The organism is Micromonospora sp. NPDC002296, from assembly GCF_040296145.1.
In the GTDB taxonomy this organism is placed as follows: Bacteria; Actinomycetota; Actinomycetes; order Mycobacteriales; family Micromonosporaceae; genus Micromonospora.
On record NZ_JBEOWQ010000047.1, the window covers coordinates 1 to 22,812 of the forward strand.

At 71.0% G+C, this 22,812-nt stretch carries 16 protein-coding genes and 1 pseudogene; 5 read left to right on the plus strand and 12 right to left on the minus strand.

Annotated features, from left to right (window positions below):
• Together ABT023_RS24890 and ABT023_RS24895 are read right to left on the minus strand one after the other, a co-directional pair.
• The coding region (locus tag ABT023_RS24890; RefSeq protein ID WP_502890753.1) for a glycogen/starch synthase at positions 1-245 on the minus strand (245 nt) is incomplete at its 3' end.
• Positions 246-300: 55 nt separating this feature from the next.
• A complete protein-coding gene (locus ABT023_RS24895; RefSeq protein WP_350888806.1) occupies positions 301-2,244 on the minus strand; it encodes an amylo-alpha-1,6-glucosidase in 1,944 nt (647 codons plus the stop codon).
• Between the two features lie 42 nt (positions 2,245-2,286).
• On the opposite strand from ABT023_RS24895, the gene ABT023_RS24900 reads away from it, so the two are divergent.
• Complete coding sequence (locus tag ABT023_RS24900; RefSeq protein WP_350888807.1) at positions 2,287-5,013, plus strand: MGH1-like glycoside hydrolase domain-containing protein; 2,727 nt, start codon at positions 2,287-2,289, stop codon at positions 5,011-5,013.
• Between the two features lie 24 nt (positions 5,014-5,037).
• Here the strand turns inward: ABT023_RS24900 and ABT023_RS24905 are convergent, their stop codons facing one another.
• Together ABT023_RS24905 and ABT023_RS24910 are read right to left on the minus strand one after the other, a co-directional pair.
• Positions 5,038-5,259 carry a hypothetical protein gene (locus ABT023_RS24905; RefSeq protein ID WP_350888808.1) on the minus strand — a complete coding sequence of 74 codons (222 nt, stop codon included), beginning with the start codon at positions 5,257-5,259 and terminating at the stop codon, positions 5,038-5,040.
• A 57-nt stretch (positions 5,260-5,316) separates the two neighbouring features.
• Positions 5,317-5,724 (minus strand): four-helix bundle copper-binding protein, encoded by a 408-nt coding sequence (locus tag ABT023_RS24910; RefSeq protein WP_350888809.1) that lies wholly within the window; start codon positions 5,722-5,724, stop codon positions 5,317-5,319.
• A 132-nt stretch (positions 5,725-5,856) separates the two neighbouring features.
• Between ABT023_RS24910 and ABT023_RS24915 the strand changes: the two genes are divergently transcribed.
• Positions 5,857-6,555, plus strand: a complete 699-nt coding sequence (locus ABT023_RS24915) for an HAD family hydrolase (RefSeq protein WP_350888834.1) — start codon at positions 5,857-5,859, stop codon at positions 6,553-6,555.
• Between the two features lie 434 nt (positions 6,556-6,989).
• Here the strand turns inward: ABT023_RS24915 and ABT023_RS24920 are convergent, their stop codons facing one another.
• The 7 genes from ABT023_RS24920 to ABT023_RS24950 form a co-directional block, all read right to left on the minus strand.
• Complete coding sequence (locus tag ABT023_RS24920; RefSeq protein ID WP_350888810.1) at positions 6,990-7,265, minus strand: hypothetical protein; 276 nt, start codon at positions 7,263-7,265, stop codon at positions 6,990-6,992.
• Between the two features lie 47 nt (positions 7,266-7,312).
• On the minus strand, positions 7,313-7,744 hold the full coding sequence (locus ABT023_RS24925; protein ID WP_350888811.1) for a RusA family crossover junction endodeoxyribonuclease: 432 nt from the start codon (positions 7,742-7,744) through the stop codon (positions 7,313-7,315).
• 233 nt (positions 7,745-7,977) lie between these two features.
• Positions 7,978-8,679, minus strand: coding sequence for a VOC family protein (locus ABT023_RS24930; protein WP_350888812.1), 702 nt, complete (start codon positions 8,677-8,679; stop codon positions 7,978-7,980).
• Positions 8,680-8,724: 45 nt separating this feature from the next.
• Entirely contained in the window at positions 8,725-9,303 is a 579-nt protein-coding gene (locus ABT023_RS24935; RefSeq protein ID WP_350888813.1) for a DsbA family protein, read from the minus strand.
• Between the two features lie 98 nt (positions 9,304-9,401).
• Positions 9,402-12,359 (minus strand): hypothetical protein, encoded by a 2,958-nt coding sequence (locus ABT023_RS24940; protein ID WP_350888814.1) that lies wholly within the window; start codon positions 12,357-12,359, stop codon positions 9,402-9,404.
• On the minus strand, positions 12,349-13,377 hold the full coding sequence (locus ABT023_RS24945) for a hypothetical protein (RefSeq protein ID WP_350888815.1): 1,029 nt from the start codon (positions 13,375-13,377) through the stop codon (positions 12,349-12,351). Before ABT023_RS24945 ends, ABT023_RS24940 begins: the two co-directional genes overlap by 11 nt.
• Positions 13,374-14,837, minus strand: coding sequence for a KAP family P-loop NTPase fold protein (locus tag ABT023_RS24950; protein ID WP_350888816.1), 1,464 nt, complete (start codon positions 14,835-14,837; stop codon positions 13,374-13,376). Before ABT023_RS24950 ends, ABT023_RS24945 begins: the two co-directional genes overlap by 4 nt.
• Positions 14,838-15,134: 297 nt before the next feature.
• On the opposite strand from ABT023_RS24950, the gene ABT023_RS24955 reads away from it, so the two are divergent.
• From ABT023_RS24955 to ABT023_RS24965, 3 genes and pseudogenes are all read left to right on the plus strand, one after another.
• Entirely contained in the window at positions 15,135-16,682 is a 1,548-nt protein-coding gene (locus ABT023_RS24955; RefSeq protein WP_350888817.1) for a golvesin C-terminal-like domain-containing protein, read from the plus strand.
• 346 nt (positions 16,683-17,028) lie between these two features.
• On the plus strand, positions 17,029-17,448 hold the full coding sequence (locus ABT023_RS24960) for an SgcJ/EcaC family oxidoreductase (protein WP_350888818.1): 420 nt from the start codon (positions 17,029-17,031) through the stop codon (positions 17,446-17,448).
• Between the two features lie 700 nt (positions 17,449-18,148).
• A pseudogene (locus ABT023_RS24965) lies at positions 18,149-18,676 on the plus strand (HEAT repeat domain-containing protein); the annotation flags it as partial.
• Between the two features lies 1 nt (position 18,677).
• On the opposite strand, the gene ABT023_RS24970 reads toward ABT023_RS24965, so the two are convergent.
• Positions 18,678-22,376: a S8 family peptidase gene (locus ABT023_RS24970; RefSeq protein ID WP_350888819.1), complete on the minus strand. Its 3,699-nt coding sequence runs from the start codon at positions 22,374-22,376 to the stop codon at positions 18,678-18,680.
• Positions 22,377-22,812: the final 436 nt, after the last annotated feature.

Here is a 22,812-nt window from a genome sequence, read left to right on the forward strand (position 1 = left end):
ATGACTGTGACGTCGTGGCCGGCGGCGGCGAGGGCGACGGAGAGGGCGTGGACGTGGCGGCCGAGGCCGCCGACGAGCACCGGCGGGTACTCCCAGGACAGCATCAGCACCCGCTGGCGCCGGGCGGGGTGGATGTCGATCACTTCGGCGTCAGGTGACATTCGGCCCCCTCGGAGTTGGCCCCGGCGCGCGCCGGCCGCAGCCGTAGCCCGGATGCCGCCGACGCGTCGTGGATCGGGGCCCATCCTGTCCCCAGCCGGATAACCGGCGGAGACGTCACCGTTGCCGGGATGTAAAGCGTTACCGGCGGACCCGCCGGGCGCGCAGCACCTCGGCCACCGACCACGCCTGGAACGGGCAGCCGGTCGCGCCGTGCGGGGCCGCCCCGTCGGCGGTCTCGCTGACCGAACCCAGCCCGTACTCGGTCAGGTGCGCGTCGACGCCCGCGAACAACCCGTCGACGTCCATCTTCGCCCGCCGGGCGGCGTCCACGTACGGCCCGAGCAGCCACGGCCACACCGTGCCCTGGTGGTAGCCGCCGTCCCGCTCGGCCGGGCCGCCCCGGTGCCGGGCGACGTAGCCGGGGCAGCCGGGGGAGAGGCTGCGCGGCCCGAGCGGGGTGAGCAGCCCGGCGGCCACCCGGCGCAGGGTCGGCTCGTCGGGCTCCAGCGGCGCGTACGGCAGCGACCAGGCCAGCAGCTGGTTCGGCCGCAGCAGGTCGTCGTCGTGGAACGGCGCCCCACCCAGCGGGTACGCGGGCGCGGGCGCGTCCACCACGTCGTGCAGCCAGCCGACCGGCGAGGGGAACCGGGCGGCGAACGACGCGGTGGCCCGGGCGTGCAGCCGCCACAGCTCGGCGGCGTCGGAGCCGGCCAGCTCGGTCAGCTCGGCCAACCCCGCGAGGCCGTTGACCCACAGCGCGTTGACCTCCACCGGCTTGCCGGTGCGCGGGGTGACCGGCACCCCGTACACCCGGGCGTCCATCCAGGTCAGCGCCGTGCCCGGGGTGCCGCCCTGGGTGATCAGCCCGTCGGCCGGGTCGACGGCGATGCCGTACCGGGTGCCGGCCAGGTGCGCGTCGACGATCCCGCGCAGCGCGGGCAGCAGCTCGTCGCCGAGGTCGGTGTCCCCGCTGACGGTGACGTGCCGGCTCACCGCGTGCAGGAACCACAGCGTCGCGTCGACCGTGTTGTACTCCACCCGTCCGGTGTCGGCGGTGTTGGCGAGCATCCCCTCCGACAGCGTCGCCGCGTACGCCCGCAGCAGCTCCCGCCCCTCGTCGGCCCGGTCGGTGCTCAGGAAGAGCCCCTCGTACGAGGTCATCGTGTCCCGCGACCAGGCGCCGAACCACGGGTAGCCGGCGACCACGTCGGGGCCGGCGGCGGTGCGCACCACGAACGCGTCGGCGGCCAGCGCGAGGGTGGCCTCGACCGCGTCGGCCGGCGCGGCCCGCGCCACCACCCGCCGGTTGCGCCGCCGGGCCGCCGCGACGATCTCCTCCGCCGGGGGCGGCTCGGCGGCCAGGTCGCCGGCCCAGGCCAGCACCGACACCGTGTCACCGGGGCGCTCCAGGGCCCCGGAGAACCGCCCGGCGTGCCACACGTCCTCGTCGGGGTGCAGGCCCCGCGCCTCCTCCTCGCGGTGGTGCACGCCGACCCACCACTGGCCCTCCGGGGCCCAGCCCGGCCCGGCGAGGCGGAACGCGCCCTCCACCACCGCGCCGCCGTCCACCGGCTCGACCCGGGGCGCCGGGCCGTCCGCTCGCCGCTCGCCGTGCGCGTCCCGCCAGGTGCAGGCCGCCGACAGCTCCAGCCGGACCGGCCCGCCGGCGACGAGCCGGTGCACCACGGCCACGCACGAGCGCCCGTACGCCATGGCCAGCTCGCGCTCGATGACCACGTCGCCGATGCGCCACCGCCAGCGCGGCAGGCCGTCGGTCAGGTCGAAGCCCTCCAACAGCTCGAAGCCGCGCGGGTCGACGTCGCCGGAGGACCACTCGTGCGCGCCGAGGCGCAGCCGGGCCCCGGAGGGGAGGACGACCGCCGGGTCCAGGCTGACCAGTCCCATCCGGCGGGACGCCGGTGTCTGGCCGGGGACCACCAGCAGCCCGTGGTAGCGGCGGGTGCGCAGGCCGCTCACGGTGCCCATCGCGTACCCGCCCAGGCCGTCCGGGACCAGCCATTCCCTGGTGGCCCCGCCGGTCAGCTCCCCGCACACCTGGGGGCCGAAACGAATGTCGATCAACTTTCCTCCAGCAGCGCCGAGGTGTAACACGCCACGACGAGAATGGCCGCTGTGGTGAAGTACCCCGGCGGCGTCGAAGATAGGCACGTGATCACCGACGTGCCCCCTGGACCCGCGTCCGCACCCGACGCCGAACGGCTCCGGCTCGCCCAGGCCGACTCGGGGGAGCAGGACTGGCGCGCATGGGGTCCCTATCTGTCCGAGCGGGCGTGGGGGACGGTACGGGAGGACTACAGCGAGCACGGTACGGCGTGGGACTACTTCCCCCACGACCACGCGCGGTCCAGAGCCTACCGGTGGAACGAGGACGGCATGGCGGGCGTCTGCGACGACCGGCAGACGTTCTGCTTCGCCCTCGCCCTGTGGAACGGCCGGGACCCGATCCTCAAGGAGCGGATGTTCGGCCTGGGCGGGGACGGCGGCAACCACGGCGAAGATGCAAAAGACTACTGGTGGTACCTGGACTCAACACCCACCCACTCCTGGATGCGGTGGCGCTACCACTACCCCCAGGCCTCCTTCCCGTACGACGAACTGGTCGCCGTCAACGCCCTGCGCGGTCGCGACGACACCGAGTACGAGCTGGTCGACACCGGCGTCTTCGACGACGACCGGTACTGGGCGGTGACCGTCGACTACGCCAAGGCGTCCCCGAGCGACATGTGCGTCGTGGTGACCTTGGCGAACCGGGGGGACACCGACGAGCGGCTGCACGTGCTGCCGTCGCTGTGGTTCCGCAACACCTGGGCGTGGGGGCTGCCCGGCGGCGACCGGGTGCCCCGGATCGTCGGCTCCGGCTCCGGCCCGGACGGCGGCGCCCGGCTGGTCGGCGAGCACTGGGTGCTCGGCCAGATCCTCCTGGAGGGCGACGGCGATCCCGTCCCGCTGCTGTGCGACAACGACACCAACGCCGAGCGGCTCTGGGGGCTGCCCGGCCGCTCGCCGTACCCGAAGGACGGGATCAACGACCACGTGGTCGACGGCGCGGCGACGGTCAACCCGGACCGGGTGGGGACCAAGGGGGCGCTGCACTACGTGCTCGACGTGCCGGCCGGCGGGCGCCGGCAGATCCGGCTGCGGCTGACCCGCACCGTCCCGCCGCCCGGCGGGACGCCGCCGCCCCGGGCCGACCTGGGCGACGGCTTCGACGCGGTGGTGTGGGCCCGGCGGGCCGAGGCGAACCGGTTCTTCGACAGCGTCGTGCCGGACGCCGCCACGGCCGACGAGGCGCTGGTCGCCCGGCAGGCCATCGCCGGGCTGATGTGGGGCAAGCAGTTCTACCACTTCGACGTGCAGCGGTGGCTGGCCGGCGACCCCGGCTCCGCGCCCCCGCCGGCCGGCCGCCGTCACGGGCGCAACAGCCACTGGTGGCACATGACCAGCTTCGACGTGATCTCCATGCCGGACCCCTGGGAGTACCCCTGGTACGCGGCCTGGGACCTGGCCTTCCACTGCGTGAGCATCGCCCGGGTCGACCCGGGCTTCGCCAAGTCGCAGCTCCTGCTCCTGCTGCGGGAGTGGTACCTGCACCCCAACGGGCAGATCCCCGCGTACGAGTGGGCGTTCGGCGACGTCAACCCGCCGGTGCACGCCTGGGCGGCGCTGAAGGTGTTCGAGATCGACGGCTCCCGCGACCACGAGTTCCTCGCCCGGGTGATGCACAAGCTGCTGCTCAACTTCACCTGGTGGGTCAACCGCAAGGACACCGGCGGCAACAACGTCTTCGAGGGCGGCTTCCTCGGGCTGGACAACGTCGGCCCGTTCGACCGTTCGGCGGCGCTGCCGGTGGCCGGGACGCTGGAGCAGTCCGACGGCACGGGCTGGATGGGCATGTACGCGCTCAACCTGCTCGACATCGCCATCGTCCTGGCCGAACACGACCCGACCTGGGCCGACACCGCCACCAAGTTCTTCGAACACTTCGCCTACATCGCCGCCGCCGCGTACGAGCAGGGGCTGTGGGACGACGAGGACGCGTTCTTCTACGACGTGCTGCGGCTGGCCGACGGCAGCCAGGTGCCGCTGAAGGTCCGCTCGGTGGTCGGGCTGCTGCCGCTGGCGGCGACCACCCGGCTCACCGCGCGCACCCTGCGCCGGCTGCCCGAGCTGGGCGCCCGGCTGCGCTGGTTCCTCACCAACCGCCCCGAGTACGCCGGCGTGATCGGCGCCCGCCGGATCGGCCCGGACGGCAGCCAGCAGCGGCTGCTGTCCATGGTCGGCCCGGAGCAGGTGGTCCGGCTGCTGGCCCGGATGCTGGACACCGACGAGTTCCTCTCCGAGTACGGCCTGCGCACGCTCAGCCGCGCCCACCTGGACAAGCCGTTCACCGTCACCCTCGGCGGGCAGGAGTTCAGCGTCGGCTACGAGCCGGCCGAGTCGACCAGCGGCCTGTTCGGCGGCAACTCCAACTGGCGCGGCCCGATCTGGATGCCGACCAACTTCCTGCTGATCAGCGCGCTGCGCGACTATGCCGCGTTCTTCGGCGACGACCTCCAGGTGGAGTACCCGACCAGGTCGGGGGTGAAGCGCAGCCTCGACGAGATCGCCGACGACCTCTCCGCCCGGCTGATCTCGCTGTTCACCCGGGACGACTGGGGCCGCCGGCCGATCTACGGGGCCGCCCAGCTCTTCCAGACCCACCCGGACTGGCGGGACCTGATCTGCTTCCCCGAGTACTTCCACGGCGACAACGGCGCAGGGCTGGGCGCGTGGCACCAGACCGGCTGGACGGCACTGGTCGCCGACCTGATCCTCACCCTGCGCCGCTGACGCGGCCCATCGACGGCGGCACGGTCACGCGACGCGGCGGATGCGGCGGACGGCGAGGTGGAGCAGCAGGGCGGCGACGGCGACGAAGATGCCGGTCTCGATGGCCTGGAACAGCCAGAACCGGGTTCCGGGCTGGTAGAGCTGCCAGTTGTAGGCGCCCGAGGTGATGCCGAGGTCGGCGCCGCAGGCGGCTCCCGGTCCGGATGAACGAGCCGCGGCCGGCCGGGACGCGCCTGGTCGGCGCATCGGCGTCGGCCGCCGGCCTGCCCCGACCGGTCAGGCCAACCGGCGGTGGGCGCGTCGTCAGCCGATCGTGGCGAGCAGGTCCCGGCACGCCTGCTCGCAGGCGCGGCAGGCCTCGGCGCAGATCCGGCAGTGCTCGTGTGTCCCGGCGTGCCGCTCGCACTCGTCCCCACAGGAGCGGCAGGCGGTGACGCACGCCTCCAGCAGCGATCGGGTGATGTTCGCGTCGTAGCCGGTGTGCCGGGAGATCACCCGGGCGGTGGCGGCGCAGATGTCCGCGCAGTCCAGGTCCGTGCGGATGCACTTGGCGAGCATGCCCACGTTGTCCTCGCCCAGGCAGGCGTCCGCGCAGGCGGTGCACGCCTGGGCGCACGCGGCGAGGGCGTCGATCGTCCGGGCCAGCCGGTCGCGGTCCAGATTGATCTCGGCCGGGTACGTTCTGAGCATGGCGCTCGTCGTCGCCGTCATCGCGGCTGCTCCTCTCGTCGCGGGTCGTCCCGGCGGTACCCGTTCTGCCCGGCCTAAACCCGCGTGCCTCGTTCCCGCGCCGGCAGTACGGTGTCCCGGGGTCGTGCGGGAGGGAAGAACATGGGACACGCCATGGGGCGGCGCCGGGGCGCGCAGGTGATGGTCTTCGACGCCGACGACACGTTGTGGGAGAACAACGTGCTGTTCGAGCGGGTGATCGACGACTTCCTCGACTGGATGGACCACCCCACGCTCGACCGGGTCGAGATCCGGAAGGTGCTCGACGACGTGGAGCGGGCCAACGCCGTCGCCCACGGGTACGGCAGCAAGGTCTTCCTGCGCAGCCTGGGCGAGTGCCTGGAGCGGCTGCGCGAGCGTCCCGCCACCGACGCGGAGCGCCGGGAGATCGACCAACTGGCCGAGGCGCTCGTCGCGCACCGGGTCGAGCTGATGCCCGGGGTCGCCGAGACGCTCGACGCGCTGGCCGGGCGGCACCGGCTGCTGCTGCTCACCAAGGGCGACCGCGAGGAGCAGCAGCGCAAGCTGGACGCGTCCGGGCTGCTGCACCACTTCCACGCCGCGCACATCGTGCGGGAGAAGAACGCCGAGACCTACCGGTGGCTGGTCGGCGAGCACGGCTTCGACCCGGCCGGCGCCTGGATGATCGGCAACTCCCCGAGGTCGGACATCCTGCCGGCGCGGGCGGCCGGGATGCGGGCGGTGTTCATCCCGAACGAGAACACCTGGGTACTGGAGCACGACGACCTCGACCCCACGGACGCCGGGGTGCTCCGGCTGGCCGCCTTCCCGGAACTGCTCCGGCACTTCTGAGCCCTCGGCCGGCTTTCGCAAACCACCCGGACGGACCCGCTCCCGGTGGGTAAAGCGCCGGGACCGCTGACCGTGTTACGGGCACATGCCGGTTTTCGGCATTGACCTCAATCATCCCCGCCCGGCGGCGGGAAATCTTGTTCGACCTACGGCGACGGACCTAGCCTTGGCCGGCGTTCGCGGCTCGTCGGGGTGAGTCGGGAGCGTGCCGAAGTCCGGCGGTGGAGCACCGTGGAGCTGAGGTGCGGGCGGGCTGGCTCGCCGCGTTGAGCCCGGCGTGGGCGGCGTGCCGCGCCCACGCGCTCGTCGCGGCGGATTCCGCTGCCATGCCGGACGACGGCTGGTGGGTCAGGGCCGGGGAGTTGCGGACCCGGTCCTGACCCGAGCCGACCCGGCGGGCCGACGCCGCCGGGTCGCGGGCCGGCGACCGCGGGTCAGGAGATCTCGCCCCGGACGATCGCCACCGCCACCCGGCAGAACTCGTCCATGTCCGGCCGGAAGCCGGCGGCGATGTCCGGGTGCAGCCCGGACCGGGTCTCGTCCAGCAGCCGCTGGCAGACCTGCTCGACCGGCTCGCCCGCGTAGCTGACCCGGATCCGTTCGGTGGCCGCCTGCAGGGCCGAGGTCAGCTGATCCTCCAGCGGGCCCCGCAACTTTTTCTGCACGGGATCGAGCCCGCTCGGGTCGAGCGTGACATGTGGCTCCGACATCGGCGCTCCCTTCGTCGGCGTCCGCGGTACCCCACCGCGGGCGTCCGTCAAACCACGGCCGGCACGGCGGCCACCCGTACCTGGTAGGAGAAAACCTCCGCCGGCTCCTCCAGGTACGACAGCCGGCGGATCTGCCGGTCGTCGGCGTAGAGCGCGACGTCGGCGAGGACCCCGAGGTGGGTGAGGCCGATCGTGGCGACCCGCTTCTTGTCCTGCAGCACCGCGCAGACCCCGCCGAGCAAGGTGCTGGCGTCGGAGATGCGGTGCCCCGGCGGGCAGCGCAGGGTCACCTCCACCTCCACCGACCCGTTCAGCGGGGTCCAGCCGGTGCGCTGGGCCGCCGAGCAGGCCGCCAGGAGCAGGGCCCGGACCCTCGTCGCCTGCCGGTGCCCGGCGGCGAAGATGGACAGGGCTTCGGTCTTCACCGGTGGCAGGCCGCTCACCTCGAACGTCAGGGCGAGAGCGCGGGTGTCCTGCACGACGGCACCTCCTCGTCGTCAACGATCCTGCCCAACCGGTGGACCGGCAGCGGGGGGATCGCTCGATTACCCACCGATCGGGCAGGCAGGGCCCGGCCGGGGGCGTATCGACTTCGACGGCGACGCGCTGGCGGCCGAGTTGGGGGAACGCTGGGGAAACGCTAGTCCAACCGGCGGACGCTGGGTAGCATCGCCGGGCCCGTGTCGGAACGCTCCTGCCGCCGGGTGGGCGCTCAGGGCTTGGGACGCGGCGCGAAGGCGCAGAACTCGTTGCCCTCCGGGTCGGCCAGCACCCACCAGCCGATGTCGGCGTCGGGCTCGCGCAACAGCGTCGCGCCGGCGGCGATCAGCCGGGTGGCGTCGGGACCGGTCAGGTCGACGTCCCAGTGCACCCGGTTCTTCACCCGCCTGCGCTCCGGCACCGGGTCGAAGACCCAGCGGTCCCAGGGGAAGCCCGCCGCGCCGACGACGGACGCGGTGCCCTCCTCGGTGGTCTCCGCCCGGCCGCCGACGATCCCCGCCCACCAGGTGGCCTGGGCGATCGGGTCGGCGCTGTCCACCACCAGCTCGAACGTCCCCGGTCGGGAGCCCTCCCGGGGGGCGAAGGCACAGAACTGGTTGCCCTCCGGGTCGGCCAGCACCCACCAGCTCACCTCCACGTCCGGCTCGCGGACCAGCCGGGCCCCGGCCGCCAACAGCTCCGTCGGCTCGGGCCCGGCCAGTCGCAGGTCGAGGTGTACCCGGGTCTTGACGGTGCGCGGCTCGGGCACCCGGTTTACCCAGATCGACTCGGCGCCGGGGCCACCCCGGGGGTCGATCCGAGCGTCCCCGTCGCCGGTGTCGACCACCTCGCCGTCGAGCACACCGGCCCAGAAGCCGGCCAGCCGGAGGGCGTCGTTGGCGTCCATGCAGAGGTCCTTGAAGCGCGCGATCATCCGGCCATCATGCCGGCCGGGTCCGTCGGCCACCGTCCGCGCCGGTCAGCGGCGACCGCGCTTGATCTCGTGGAAGGCCGGCAGTCGCAGCAGCGGCAGCAGCGAGTCCCACACGGTCAGCGCGTCGTCGGTGCCGGGGACCTCGGTCAGGATCGGGCCGTGGATGCCGCGCTCAGCGCCGGGCACGGTCAGCACCGGCGAGCCGATGTCCGGGCCCGCCGAGGAGTACGCCAGGGCGTGCGACTCGCGTACCGCCTCGTCCCAACGGTCGTCGTCGAGGGCCGGCGCGGCGGCGGTGAGGCCGGCCGCCTCGACGGCCGCCTCCACCAGCTTGCCCGACAGCGGGTTGCCGGCGTCGTGGGTGCGCGCGCCCAGTTCGGCGTAGAAGCGCGCAGTGTCCTCGCCCCGGCCCTCGGCGCGCAGCGCCTCCACCAGCCGCAGTGCCCGGCCGGAGGCGGCCATCGCCTCGGCGAACTGCGGCGCCACCTTCCCCTCGTTCAGGATGGCGAGGCTGAACGACCGCCACTCGACGGTCAGCCCGCGGGCGTCGGCCACGGCCACCAGCCAGCGCGAGGTGCGCCAGGTCCACGGGCAGGCGGGGTCGAAGAAAAAGGTGGCGTCCATCGGCCGAGCCTACGGCGGGACGGGCCGGACCGCAGCGGGCCGAGGTCGTCCCCACGGCTGACAGCGGGGATGGTGGGGTGGTTCACCGCCCCGGCCGATCATGCCGCGCCCCGGTCGACTCCCCCGTCGCGGAAGAAGAGCAGTTGCTCGACGAAGAGGTACAGCCGCTCGATCTCCGTGGCGAGATGTAGCTGGTCGTGCCATCCCAGGCCCTGCGGCGTGAAGGGGGACAACAGGTGCGCCGCGCGCCGGATGCCGCCCTCGGACACCTCCGCCAACGCGTCCAGCAGCAGGTCCGGGTGCCGGGTCAGGCCGGTGTCGTACAACTCGCCGGCCGCGCCTCGACCCCTCGCGACGTCCAGCACGAAGAGGATCGCCGGGTCGGTCTCGCCCCGCACGTTCCGGTCGACCTGGCCGACCACGCCCGGGTGCGCAAGCCGGCCCCGGCCGCCGTCCGCAGACGTCGTCGTGTTCTCGTTCGTCCTGTTCTCCGGCCGTCCCACCCACGGGCGATCGAGATTCGCCAGGGCGATGAGCAGCCGCTCCGCCGGCGGTCGCCGGGCGATCTTCGACCAGGCGTCGATCCGCTGATGCTGGATCCGGTAAGGAAGCTCGACGTCGGCCGGTTCGGCCGCGGTGGGGTCGTGGGGAACAACCGACCGGGGCAGAAGTTCCACGTCGACGAGGTCCGGGGCATGCTGACTCTGTTCGGTCAGCTGACCGAGTGCGTTCATCACTGCGCGGCGGATCACCGCCACCCGCTCGACGGCGAGCGCGGCCCTGAGCCTCCTCCGATGGTCCGCACGGCTTCTCGTCAGCACGAAGCCGTACCGGCGGTAGGGATCACCGGAGCGGAGATCGGTCCACGGCGGCTGTTGCAGCAGTGCCAGGAACGGTTGCAGCGGCGCCCGCCACAGGGCAGGTCCCCGATGCCGGATCTGGTCCGCGGCGATGCGGTCGAGTTCCGCCCTCGACGCTGGCTCACCGGCTCGTATCACCCTGGTCCGGCTGCCATGGACCAGCACGAGAAAGGCGAGGGCGAGTGCGAACATCGCCACCAGATAGAGCAGGTTGGTCGGCAGGGTTTCGCCGACCGCCAACGCGATGACCGCCACCCCCGTCGTGACGAGCAGTATCAGGGAGCCGATGAACCAGGTGCGCTGCCGGTACGTGAGGTAGACCTCGTGGATCTCGGCCAGTTCCTCCCGCTCCCGCCGAACCCGAACCGCCTCGATCCTGTCCACCAACCGCCGCCGCTCGTCCGGCCAGCGGATGGCCAACTCGTCGAAGCGCCGTTCGATCTGGCTGTCGACCTGTCGCCGGTTCGCCCCGAGCATCGCCCGCCGCAGTTCACCGGCGTTACGGGACCGGTCCAGCCCCAGGTCGGCGAGTTCGCCGTAGAGCCTGGGGAAGTCGACCTGCTCGTATCGCCCCGTGCCGTGCCGCTCGGCTCCCTCGATCAGAGCCGCCAGCGCCCTGGCGATGGATTCGCCGTCACGGTAGACGAGCACCTCGTCGTAGACGTCCCGCAGCAGGTGCAGCACCTCGGTGCTGGCATAGCCGATCACGATCAGGACGTGCCTCGGCTGGATGCCGACCGGCGTGGCGGGCCCGCCCATACGGTCAGCCGCGCTGCGGGGCATGGTCAGCCGAACCGCCACGTCCTCTTCGGCGCGCTCGGTCTCGTCGGTGTAGAACATGGCCTCGCTGAGCCGGATCAGCAGGCGGCCGTCGTGCGGAGTGTCCACGGCGTAGTGGAAGCCCAGCTCCGGCTCGCGGGTGACCGGCCCGAGCCGCCGTAGGACCCGACGGACGGCCCGGTCCACGCCCTCGCGGTCGAGAACCGCGAGATCGTCCGGCACGCCGCTCTCGTCGATTTCCTTCGCGTCCGTGTCCAGCGCGTCGAAGGACTGGAATGCCAGCTGTAGCAGGGCCCGCGGATTGCCACCGCTGTTGCGCAGGAGTTTGCGCATCGCGGCGTCGCTGAACGGCCAGGGGGCCCGGTAGCCCGGCGGCGTCTGCGTGCCGAACGACGCGACGACGTACCGGCCGACCAGGTCCCGGGCCTCGTCGGGCTGCAACGTCGAGCAGACGATGTCGTTCGCGCCGAAGCGTTGCCGCAGGTCCTGCGGGAGCGCGTTCCAGGCGCGGTCGTTGCTGGCGACGATGAGCATGCCCTTGAGGTCGGGAATCGCCTCGACCAGGGAGTGCAGTAGCCCCGCGCCCTCCGGGACCACCCGCTCCTGGGCATCGAGGAGCAGCTTCTCGGCCTGGTCGAGGATGAGCACGAGCGGCCGACCGGCCCGCTCGCAGATCAGCGTCAGCAACTGGAGGCCGTAGCGGCACTGGTCCGGCGTGTCGAGCTGCCGCGATATGCCGACGCGCCGCAGCTCGGGCTCACTGACCTGCCGCCCCAGCAGCCAGTCGTACGCGACCTCCTTCAGGGCCGGTTCCAGCAGGTAGGTCAGTGCGCGCTGGAAGTTCCTCTCGTCGCGTACGGCGTCGCGCATCCGGTCCGCCTGCGCCTCCAGCAGCAGGCCGCGCTCCAACAGGTGGTCGTCGAACATCTGCAGCAATGCGGCGGGATCCCGGCGGAGGTCGTCCTGGATATCGGCGGTCGCGGGCGACGGGTCGGCCACGGCCGACAGGGAACCAAGGAACCGCAGCGCCAGCCCCGTGAGGTCGGAGAGGGAGAGCTGCGCCATCAGCCGGCGGTACGCCTGTACGAAGTCCGAACCATCGAGCTTGACGTACAACGGCAACACCTGCGCGTTGCCGGGATGGGTGGCGATCTGGCCGACGGCGGCCCGGATGGCGTGGGTCTTGCCGGCGCCGTGGGCACCGTGCACGTATGCCACCTGGCCGCTGGAGACGCCGCCCAGCTCATGGGACCGGCGAAACCTGCTCACGAGCAGGCTCAGCCGGCGGACCTGTTGCAGGGCCACCGTGGGCGTGGCGCCGGCCCACCTCTGGTACGACTCGGCGAAGGGCCCCTCCTCGATGGCGGTGGTGGCCTGCGCGGGGAAGGGGTTCAGTCGGGGCAGCTCAGCGGACACGACGGAGGCCTCCTTCCGCGTGGGGCGGGGCGCTCTCGGCTTGCTGCACCGATTCCTCGATCCACTGCGCGGGGATGCGCAGGTTCCGCGCGGCGGGCCAGCACTCGTCCCCGTTGTACGTGCGTAGCCGCCACTCCAGCAGCCAACCGAGCCAGTGCAGCGCGCGCCCGACGGGCGGGCGCCGCGCGCCGAAGGTGTCCCGGATGCCCTTCAGCTCGAAGGGACACTCCAGCTCGGGTGCCTCGTGCTGCCACCGATTGCGGGCCAGCAGGTCGACGTCGTCCCCGCTCAGCAGTGGCACCTGCACCGGCAGAGCCCACCGCCGCCAACGGTCGCGCTCTTTCATCCGGTCCGGGTCGGCGGTGTCGGCGGTGCGGTAGTCGTCCCGGGTGACGACGACGAGGAGATCGACCCGGGCGAACACGACAGCCAGCGTGTCGAGGAAGTCGTCGTTCTGTATGCCCTCGATCAGCAGGCCGAGCGTCCAGGCCGGCTTCATCCGCTTCCGCATGTAGTTCGCCAGGAAACCGGCCTGGGCCTGCAGGTCGAGGATCTCCGGCCGGGTCGGCCCGTTGGGGACCACCTCGAGCAGCCGGTCCCGGTGCTCGCCCCAGCCCCCCAGCTCCATCAGCTCGTTCCGGATCGCCTTCAGCACCTCCTGCGCACGCCGGAGGCTGTCGTGATCGATCTCGTCGTACACGATCAACCTGAAGTCGTCGCCCAGTTGGTGGAGTTCCCGGTACTGGTGCGCGATGAGCTTGGCCAACGAGGTTCGGCCGGTCGCCTCGCGGCCGGACAGCAGGAAGGCGGCGGCCTTACCCGTTGCCGCCGCCTGGTCGAGTTGCTCCTCGATCTCGTCGAACGGGGCCCCGGCGAAGTCCACCAGCAGAGCGCGGTCCCGTTCCTTCCGGGGATCGAGGTCACGGTGCCGGTACGGGTCGCCCTGGGTCAGGCCGTACCGCTTGTAGTCCACCTGGTCCTTGGCTTTTCGGGCCCGAGGGCCGACGCCACCGCTCATGCCGCCCGCCCGCCGAACAGGGTGAGGTAGTCGTGGATCCGGTCCTGCTCCTCCTCGAAGGTGGACGCGGCGAACAGGTGTTCCAGTTCGGGCTGCCGCCGGTAGTGCGGTGCGACGGCGTGGTACAGGGAGGTGCCCGAGTCGTCCCCGTATCGACTGCGGAAGCCGTCCTCGGTGAACTCCAGGCGGTCCCGGTACAGACACTCCAGGACCACGAGCACCCGGGGATCGGTCAGCACGGCGGAGAAGAGCCGGGGCACCTGCACCCGCAGTACGGCCAGCCGGACCACCAGGTCGTCGCGCAACTCGTCGAGGCCGGGAGTCCCGGCGACGATCGCGGTCGTGACCGTGAGGAAGTTCAGCACGCGCTTGATCTTGCGCGGGTTCGGCCTCAGCACCACCTGCAACAGGTCGCCGTGCCGAGCCAGCAGAGCCGGCTGAGCGTGCGCCTCGACCAAACGCCGAACGCTCCGGCTGTCCAGCGGCAGCAGGTACAGCGGCAGTTGGATCATCTTCTCGAGGTATTCGTCCCCGATGTCCATCATGCCGTCCGGGTCGAAGCCGAAGCCCTGATACTTGATGGCCACGCCCCGGTCGACCAGTTCCTTCGAGATGGCCATCAGCACGAACACCCCGGGCACGTCGAGGAAGAGCTTGACCGACTCGAGCAGGTCCACGATCTGGTCCGGTTCGCAGCGGTCGATGTCGTCGATGAAGAAGACGACCTGGGCGCCCTGGCCACGGATGCCGGCCACCTCGTCGCGGAGCAGGTTGCGCAGGTTGCGCAGCTCGCTCTCGACCTGGCTCCGCTGTGCCACGTACCGCTCCACGGCCTGGTCGTACTTGTCCACGGTCAGGAAGCCCGCGGTGAGGGTGGTCAGGAGTGCGTCCGCGGTGAGGGTCCCGATGACGCTGGCGACCCGGGTTACGGCGTGGGTGAATCGCTTCTTCCGGTCCGCCAGCAGTGTCTCCTGAAGCGCGTGCAACAGCGGTACGAGCATGTTCGGCTCGTTGCGGTGCACCCAGGGATTGAAGTGCACCCGGACGAAGGCATCCGGGTTCTCCACACCCAGCCGCTCGTCCACCATGGCGAGGACACTCGACTTCCCGCTGCCCCACGCGCCGAGCACACCGACGGTGAAGGGGGTCGTGCTCGTGGGGCTGGTCAACAACGAGAGGATCGGCTCTACGTATCGGTCGAACCGCAGCTGGTCCTCATCGCAGCGGACAGGTGCGTCGGACAGGACGGCGAGGCCGGTCATCGCTCTTCCGATCGTCGAGGGCGCGGTGGAGAAGACACGCGATCCTGATGGGTGTACGTAGTTCGTCAGGACTGTCACCTTAAGACAGACGCGCCCGAAGCGGGTTACCGCCGAACGGTCGAGGCGACTGACCGAGTGTCGTACCCACGGGCCTGCGACGTCAGCGTCTGCGGGAGGTAACCAGGCCGGCCCATCCATGGCCTCCGGTCTTGAGGGCCGGGGCGATTGCGACGTCGGATGGGAGCGCTTCGATCAGGGGGGCCTGGGGGGTCCTGGCGTGGGTGCCGCTCCACGGCAGGTGCGGTGGGGTGAGTCGTGTCGACGGCGTGCCCCAGGCGGCACGCCGCTGTTGTCCCGAGGCCCACGAAATGAAGGAATTCTTCATCATCATCAAGGCCGATGCAAGGTCTCGACATAGATGGATGTCGCGCTATATGGTGCGGCGACCCGGGCGACATGATTGCAGTCGCCCTTTGTAGTCGACGAGGAGTGACGGTGACTGTTCGGAGACCCTCGCGTCGGGTGAGCCAACTGCTCGGCGGCGCAGCGATTTTGATGATCGGCCTGACCAGCCACCCGGCCCAGGCCGCGCCGCAGCAAGGCGCGGAGACGCTCGCTGCGGCCTTCGACCAGGCTGCGGCCCGCTCCGACGTGCCGCGCGACCTGCTCGCCGCGCTCGGGTACGCGGAGACCCGGCTGGACGGTCACAACGGCGAGCCCAGCGCCTCCGGCGGGTACGGCGTGATGCACCTGACCAGCAACCCGAAGGTGCGGACCCTCGACGAGGCCGCGCGCCGGGCCCGACTGGACCGCACCGAACTGCGCACCAGTGACGCGGCGAACGTCGCCGGCGCGGCGGCGGTGCTCCGCTCGTACGCCGATCAGGCCGGGCTCACCGCGAAGCAGCGCGACGACGTCAACCAGTGGTACGGCCTGATCGCCCGCTACGGCGGCTCGTCGGACAAGCCCACCGCCCGGCTGTACGCCGACGCCGTGTACGACCTGCTCGGCAGCGGCTTCAGGGCGTCCACGGCCACCGGCGAGGTCACCGTGGACGGCCGTCCGGTCGCGCCCCAGCGGGGCGACTACGCCGCAGTGGCACCGCTGGGCGCCGCCGACATGGGCACCCAGAGCACCGACTACGGCCCGGCGGCCTGGGTGGCGGCGAACTCGTCCAACTACACGGCCTCCAGCCGCGAGTCGTCGTACCCGATCAACTACATCATCATCCACACCATGCAGGGCAGCTACGCCGGCTCGATCAGCTGGTTCCAGAACGCAGCCGCCGGCACCAGCGCCCACTACCTGCTCCGTTCCTCCGACGGCGCGGTGACCCAGATGGTGCGGGACAAGGACGTCGCCTGGCACGCCGGCAACTGGACCTACAACACCCAGTCGATCGGTATCGAGCACGAGGGCTACGTCGACAACGCCTCCTGGTACACCGACGCGATGTACCGGTCGTCGGCCGCGCTGACGCGGCACCTGTGCGACAAGTACGGCATCCCGAAGACCCGCAGCAACATCATCGGTCACAACCAGGTGCCGGGCGCCACGCACACCGACCCGGGTCCGAACTGGAACTGGACCTACTACATGCAGCTCGTCACCGGCACCACCACGCCGCCGCCGACCTGGTCGACCATCGTGGACAACACCACCGCCGGTCGGTTCACCGCGAGCGCCAACTGGAGCACCTCGTCGTACTCGGCGCAGCGCTACGGGGCCGACTACCGGTACGCCAACCCGGTCGCGGCCAGTGACGCCGCCTGGTACAAGGTGAACATCCCGGCCACCGCCACCTACCGGGTGGAGGTCTGGTACCCGGCCGTCGCCGGTTACAACACCGCCACGCCGTACATCGTGGCGACCAGCAGCGGAAACCAGACGGTCACCGTGAACCAGGAAGCCAACGGTGGTGGATGGCGCTCGCTGGGCAACTTCACGCTGGCCGCCGGGGACGCCAACAAGGTGGGTATCAGCCGGTGGTCCGGTAGCACCGGCTACGTGATCGCCGACGCGATCCGCATCACCCGCGTCTAGCGCGGCAGCGCGGCAGCGCGGCAGCCCGGACGGGGCCCCAGCGCGGCAACGATGTGCGCAAGGAAAGGTCCCCTGCTATCGGATTTTGATAGCAGGGGACCTTTCCTGACTACCGCAACGGCAACTGCCCAGGGGTAACCCCCGAGTGTGGACGTCTTCTCGTAATGATCGTTCCGTCTTGGTCTGACCGGCGCCTGTTCGATCAGATGCGATTACGCGCTCGTTGGTGTCCCGTCCGGGTGAAAGTGGCCCAGTCCGGGCTATCTGGTCCAGCGGGTGGTCCAGTCCGGGTGAGGGTGGCCCGAGGAGTTGATCTCAACCTAAGTTGAGGTTCTAGGTTGTCCCCATGGACACCACGAACTCCACTCCCCCCACCAACGACGACGAGAAGAGGATCCGCGAACTCGTCGCGCGGACCCAGGAGGCGCAGATCGACCCGGACGTACTGCCCGCCCTGCACACCTCCGACCTGGTGCTCATCAACCTCGCCGGGCGGCGCCTCTTCGGGCGCGAGTCCTTCGCTTCGGCCATGGCCGAAGCGCTCTCCTCCCCGCTCAAGGACATCCGGACCGTGCTGGAGGTCAACGACATCCGGTTCGCCACCCCCGACGTCGCCATCGTGAGCCTGACAAAGACGATCCACGACGAACGGCCCGAGGCGGAGGACTCATCCGAGCTGCCCTTGACCGGCATCATGACCTACGTCATGACCCGCAGGGGCGACGACTGGCGCATTGCCCTGGCGCAGACGACACCGATCCGCTGAACGCCCACTGACAAACACCCGGCGAACTCTGCAAGCAGCCTGTCACTCCGCAGTTCATCGGCTCCACCTCTGCAAGATTCAATGAGCCAGGGCACTCAGCGCCGGAACGCTGCGGCGCTGAGTGACCTTGAGGATCACAGAAAGCGCCAAGTAGGTCCGGACAACATCGGGCCGGACCGTCCGAGCTACCTGGCGCCACCGCAGGTCGCGGGCGACCGGGCGTGCCAGGTTCATCCGGACCGGACAGTTGGCGCGCGCCCAGATCGACGCCTCGCTGTTGCGGCCGGCCCCAGGGGATGCGCGTGCTGCCGACACCATCGGCCCCAGCCTGGTCGGCCTTTACCGGGTCGGCCTGCCTTACGTTGGTCCCTATGGAGCTGCCCCGTTTGTGCGGTCGGTGGAGTGGGAGCGTGGACGGGGCAGCTCCATAGGGACCGGAGGGTGGGTCCCCGACCGGGTGGGGGTATTCGTCGGCCCGCTCTACCCGACTGCCCGGTGTGCGGGGCGGGATGGGGCGGCGTAGCGGCGGCCTTCCCCGGGGCATGCGCGGGAGAGGGATATGGCGGAGGACCGGTGAGACCGAGGCCCTGGCCAGGATTTCGGGTCATCCGCCGTCCGCACTGGTCGGCGACCTCATCCGACGGACCGAAGACCGACTGAAGACAGCAGGCCGTCCTGGCCCCGGCCGAGGACGTGCCGCGTGACGTCCGGCGTGTATTCGGAGGACGTCGACATCCGGCGGCGCGCGGTCCTGGCGATCACCGAGATGCCCGGTGACGAGGCGTCCGCGGTGCTCGCGGACGCACTCGGGGACTCGGATAAGACGGTGCGCAGGCATGCTGCTCTGGCATTGGGTGCGCGTGGCGCGACCCCAGCCGTGCCGACACTCGTCGGCATGGTGGTCGAGGGCGCGAACGACGTCGAGGCGGCCGAGGTCCTGGGAGCATTGTCACTGGACCCCGGGTACGGGGACCGGATCATGAGCGCACTGGTCGACGAGCTCGCCGCACACCCTGCGGACTCTGCGGTGCGGATACGCCTGACCCAGGCACTAGCCGAGATGCCGGCGACCATCGCGCAGGACGTCCTGCGGCAACTGGCCCATGACGATGATCGGGCTGTCGCCCTCATCGCCTCGGCCCTCGTGGGAGTGACGAAGAGCGGTCCAACGGCTGAAGGTCCGGGTGGGGCGCGGACGGGAGGATCCGACCGCGCCCCACCACGGTGAGCTACCGGAGGGCGTACGCCCGCTGGATGGTCTGCTCGGTTCGGTTGCCGTCGGCGTCCCAGGCGTTGACGTTCAGCCAGACGTAGCCGTCTGTGCTGGACAACGCCGGGTGAACGGTGCGGACGTTGAACTTCCCGCCGCCGATCGGCACCGCCCGCGCGGCGTGCCAGGTGGCACCCCCGTCGGTCGACGTCGAGACGGACATCCCCTTCACCCTCGGCTTGTCGGGGGTGAGCCCGTGCGCGGCCGCGGTGATCGTGAACTGGTGTCCCCGGCCGGCCTTGGCCTGGTTGTTCAGGTCCAGGTCAAGGTCGTAGTCGAGTTGCAGCACCGGCTGGAACGCGCACGATCCGGTGCCGATCGGACAGATGTACCCGGCAGGGGTGCCCTTCGTCGGGGTCGCCGAGCGGAAGGTGTAGACGGAGTCCACCCGGGGGGCGAGGGTCTGGACCGAGTTGAGCCCGTAGCCGGTGTCCGTGGTCTCCAGGCGGTAGACGCCCGACCCGGCCGGTAGCTGGAACCGGCGCGGGGACGTGGTCAGCGGTGGGATCACCACGCCGTTCCGGGTCAGCTTCCAGGTGCTGTTGGCGGTGGAGGCGACCATGCTGTGCCCGGGGGTGCCGTCCAGCCAGTACTGCCCGGCGAGGAAGGTGTCGCCGTCCCGGCAGAACCCGCAGGTGTTCGCCCGCACCACGGGGGACGTGACCTCGATCGCCCCGACCCGGATGGGCGCGGCGAACCACGACTCGTCCCGGCTGCGGGTGCCCGCCCGGAAGTAGTCGTCCGAGGTCCACCAGAACTGTTCCTCCCCGCCCGCCTGGGTCTTGCCCACCTGCACGATGTACCGCAGCCACTGCAGGTGGTCACCCTCACCGACGTACTCGGTACGTGCGGTCGGGCCGGGGAACCGCCAGGTGCTCTGCGATGACCACGGGTCCCTCGGACCCAGCGCGCCCCAGATCGAGTCGACCATGAGCGGCTTGTCGGCGTGGTAGGTCGTCTTCAGCTTCACCATCGCCTTCGGGTCCACCGGCCGCTCCGGGGTGCCCGGCACGCCGTTGGGGTGGTCCCGACGCAGGTGGTAGACGTACGACGGGCCGCTGGTGCCGCCCAGGGTGACGGTGCTCTTGCCGCGCCTGCGCAGCGACTCACCCTCGTCGCGGGACAGGGTGAGGGCGAGCATCGTGTCGGTGCTCGGCACGAGGTTGCCCAGCAGCGCGGGAGCCCTCGCGACGTCCACATAGATCAGGGCGAGCCCGGCCCCGGCGGCTGCCGCGTTGTCCCGTGCCGTACGCGCCGCGCTCTGCGCGTACGCGTGTCGCCACGGCCACTCCATGTCCGTCGGGATCTGGATCCGGATCAGCGCCGCCTTGCCCTTGACGCCGGCCGCGGCCAGTTCCTGCGGGCTACCGGCACCGGCGAACACCATCGGCAGGTTCCGCTTCTTGCCGTTCAGGTGACTGCTGGCGGACAGCATGTCGTAGTCCGGTGCGAGCCGGCCACCGCCCCGCACCCGCAGGTCCACGAGCGCCTCGGACAGGGTCCACTGGTTGTGGAACTCGAAGAAGCCGATCTTTACCGGCTTGGTCGGCGTGGCGTAGCCCTCGTACTGGCCGCCGCCGATGAGCATCGCGAAGGGCAGCACCGAGCCGTCGGCCAACCCGCGAAGGGTGCCGTAGCTGACGCTCGGCATGTCGGTCGGGGCAGCCGTAGGCGGCCGGACGTTGACCGCCGTGCGGGCGTCCAACGTCACCTCGGTCGGCGCGTTGACCTGCACCTCGGTCTCGGTCATCAGCGTCGCCCGCCGGACGTCCTCCTCGTGCTCCATCATCGCTACCTGGATGTCGTACACCCCGACCGGCAGGCGCATCGTCACGACACCGTCGCGGACGTTCTCGTAGTACGCCGGGAGCGTCATCGGGTCGTTGTCGACCGGATTGTCGACCCGGATCGCGCCCACCGTCTGCGGGCGCGGCGTGTTGCCCTTGGACCCGATGAGCCGGATGGTCACCGGCTGCATCGCGGTCTCCTTGTACCAGGACAGCGCGGTCCGCACCGACACCGAGCCGTCGGCGGTGCTCGCGAGCAGCAGACCGCCGTACCCACCGGTCGGGCCGGCCTTGGGGTCCACGGTGAACGTCACCTCGGCGGCACCCCTCGCGGGGACGACGACGCTGGTCGCGGAGAGCGTGGCGGAACCGGCGGGCACCGGCTTGCCGTCGAACGCCTTCACGTCCAGCGCGAGGTTGAGCGTGACCGGAGCGCCGCCGGCGTTGGTGTAGGCGACCTTACGTTCGATCGGTGCCTGCGTGCCGTCGGCGATCCTGCCCACGTTGACCGTGGCCGAACCGTAGACATGCTGCTGAAGGGCGCGCGGAACGTCCAGCCGCCCGGTGCCGCCCTGCCACCACGAGTAGGCGCCGGCCTTGGTGGTGGTCACCAGCGCGTCCTTGAGCTGCGCCGGGGTCCAGTCCGGGTTGGCCTGGGCGAGCAGCGCGGCTGCGCCAGCAACGTGTGGCGTGGCCATCGAGGTGCCGCTGACCCTGGTGTACTGCCCGTCCACGATCGGCCAGAGGGACGTGCCGGCCGCGCGGGCCGCCACGATCTCGACGCCCGGCGCGGTGATCTCCGGCTTGACCGCGGCGTCGCCGTAGCGGGGACCACGGTTGGAGAACGAAGCGAGTACGTCCCGGTTGTCGACCGCGCCGACGGTCAGCGCGGTGTTCGCCGCGCCGGGGCTACCGATGGAGAGGTCACCCTGGTTGTTGCCGGCGGCGACCACGAACAGCGTGCCGGTGGAGGCGGTCAGCGAGTCGACCGCCTGACTCATCGGGTCGGTGCCGTCGGTGGTGACGGGCGCCGACAGGCTCATGTTGACCACGGCGGCCCCCTGTGCGGCGGCCCACTCCATGCTGGCGATGATCCAGGAGTCCTGCCCGGAGCCGCTGCTGTCGAGGGCCTTCGCCGAGAGCACCTGGGCGCCCGGTGCCACACCCTTGTAACGTCCGCCGGAGGCGGCACCGGTGCCGGCCACCGTGGAGGCCACGTGGGTACCGTGACCGTGGTGGTCGACGCCGTCCGCTTCGCCGGTGAAGTTGGCGATGCCGGCGATGCTGCCGGACAGGTCCGGGTGGGTCGGGTCGATGCCGGTGTCGATCACACCGACCTTCACACCGGTCCCGGTGACACCCGCCGCCCAGGCGGCGGGGGCGCCGATCTGGGGCACGCTCTCGGCCAGGTTGACCTTGAACTTGCGGTCCAGCCAGACCTTTTCGACGCTCCTGCCGAGTGCGGCGCGGCCGGTGCGGTCGGGCGTGGCCGGGGTGAGTGCGTTCCAGAACTCCCCGGCGTCCGCCGTCGACACGCTTAGCGCCGCCCCGTCGATGCTGGCCAACGTGCGCTTGTTCTCGCTGGCCGGTAGCGCGTCGGCCTGTCGGGTCAGGGTCTTGGCGGCCGGGTCGCCCTGGAAGGTGACGATCACCGGCAGGGTCTTCGCGGTGCCGGTGATTCCCTGACGGACCAGTTCACGGACGTTGAACAGGTCGCGCTCCAGGAAGCCCGAGGTCACGTACGGCGCCGCGTCGGACGGGATGACGAACAGGTCGTCGCCGCTGCCCTGGACGGTGAACGTGGCGGACCGGGTCGGATCGTCGGCGGCGTCGACCGCGTACGTCGATCGGCCGTCGGCACCGGTGTTCACGGTGACCGTGTCGCCGGTGAGCAGCGGTACGCGATGCGTGCCGATCTCTCCCGGTTCGGGTCGTGGGGCCGACGGGGCTGTCGGGGGTGGCGGACCGTCCGGTGTGGACGGTTCGGCGAGCGCTGGGTGGGTTGAGGTCAGGACCAGAGCCGTGCCGGTGACGGCGGCGGCGAGAGCACGGGTGAACCGCGCAGCAGACATTGACAGCCTCCTAGCAAAGTGGCCTGAAGCTACCGCAGCCCGCCGGCACTGTGAAGATCTATCTCATACGTTTTCCCAGGTAGGGGGGCCTCTTTTATGATCCACTCTGGATAAATGATGATCAAGGCTGGTTCGTGACGGACCGGATGCATCCGAAGCCTCCACGATGGATAAGTCTGTTTACAGAACCGGTTCCGGCGCGGTGTCGCCCATCGCTTCGGTGTGCGGGGCCTCG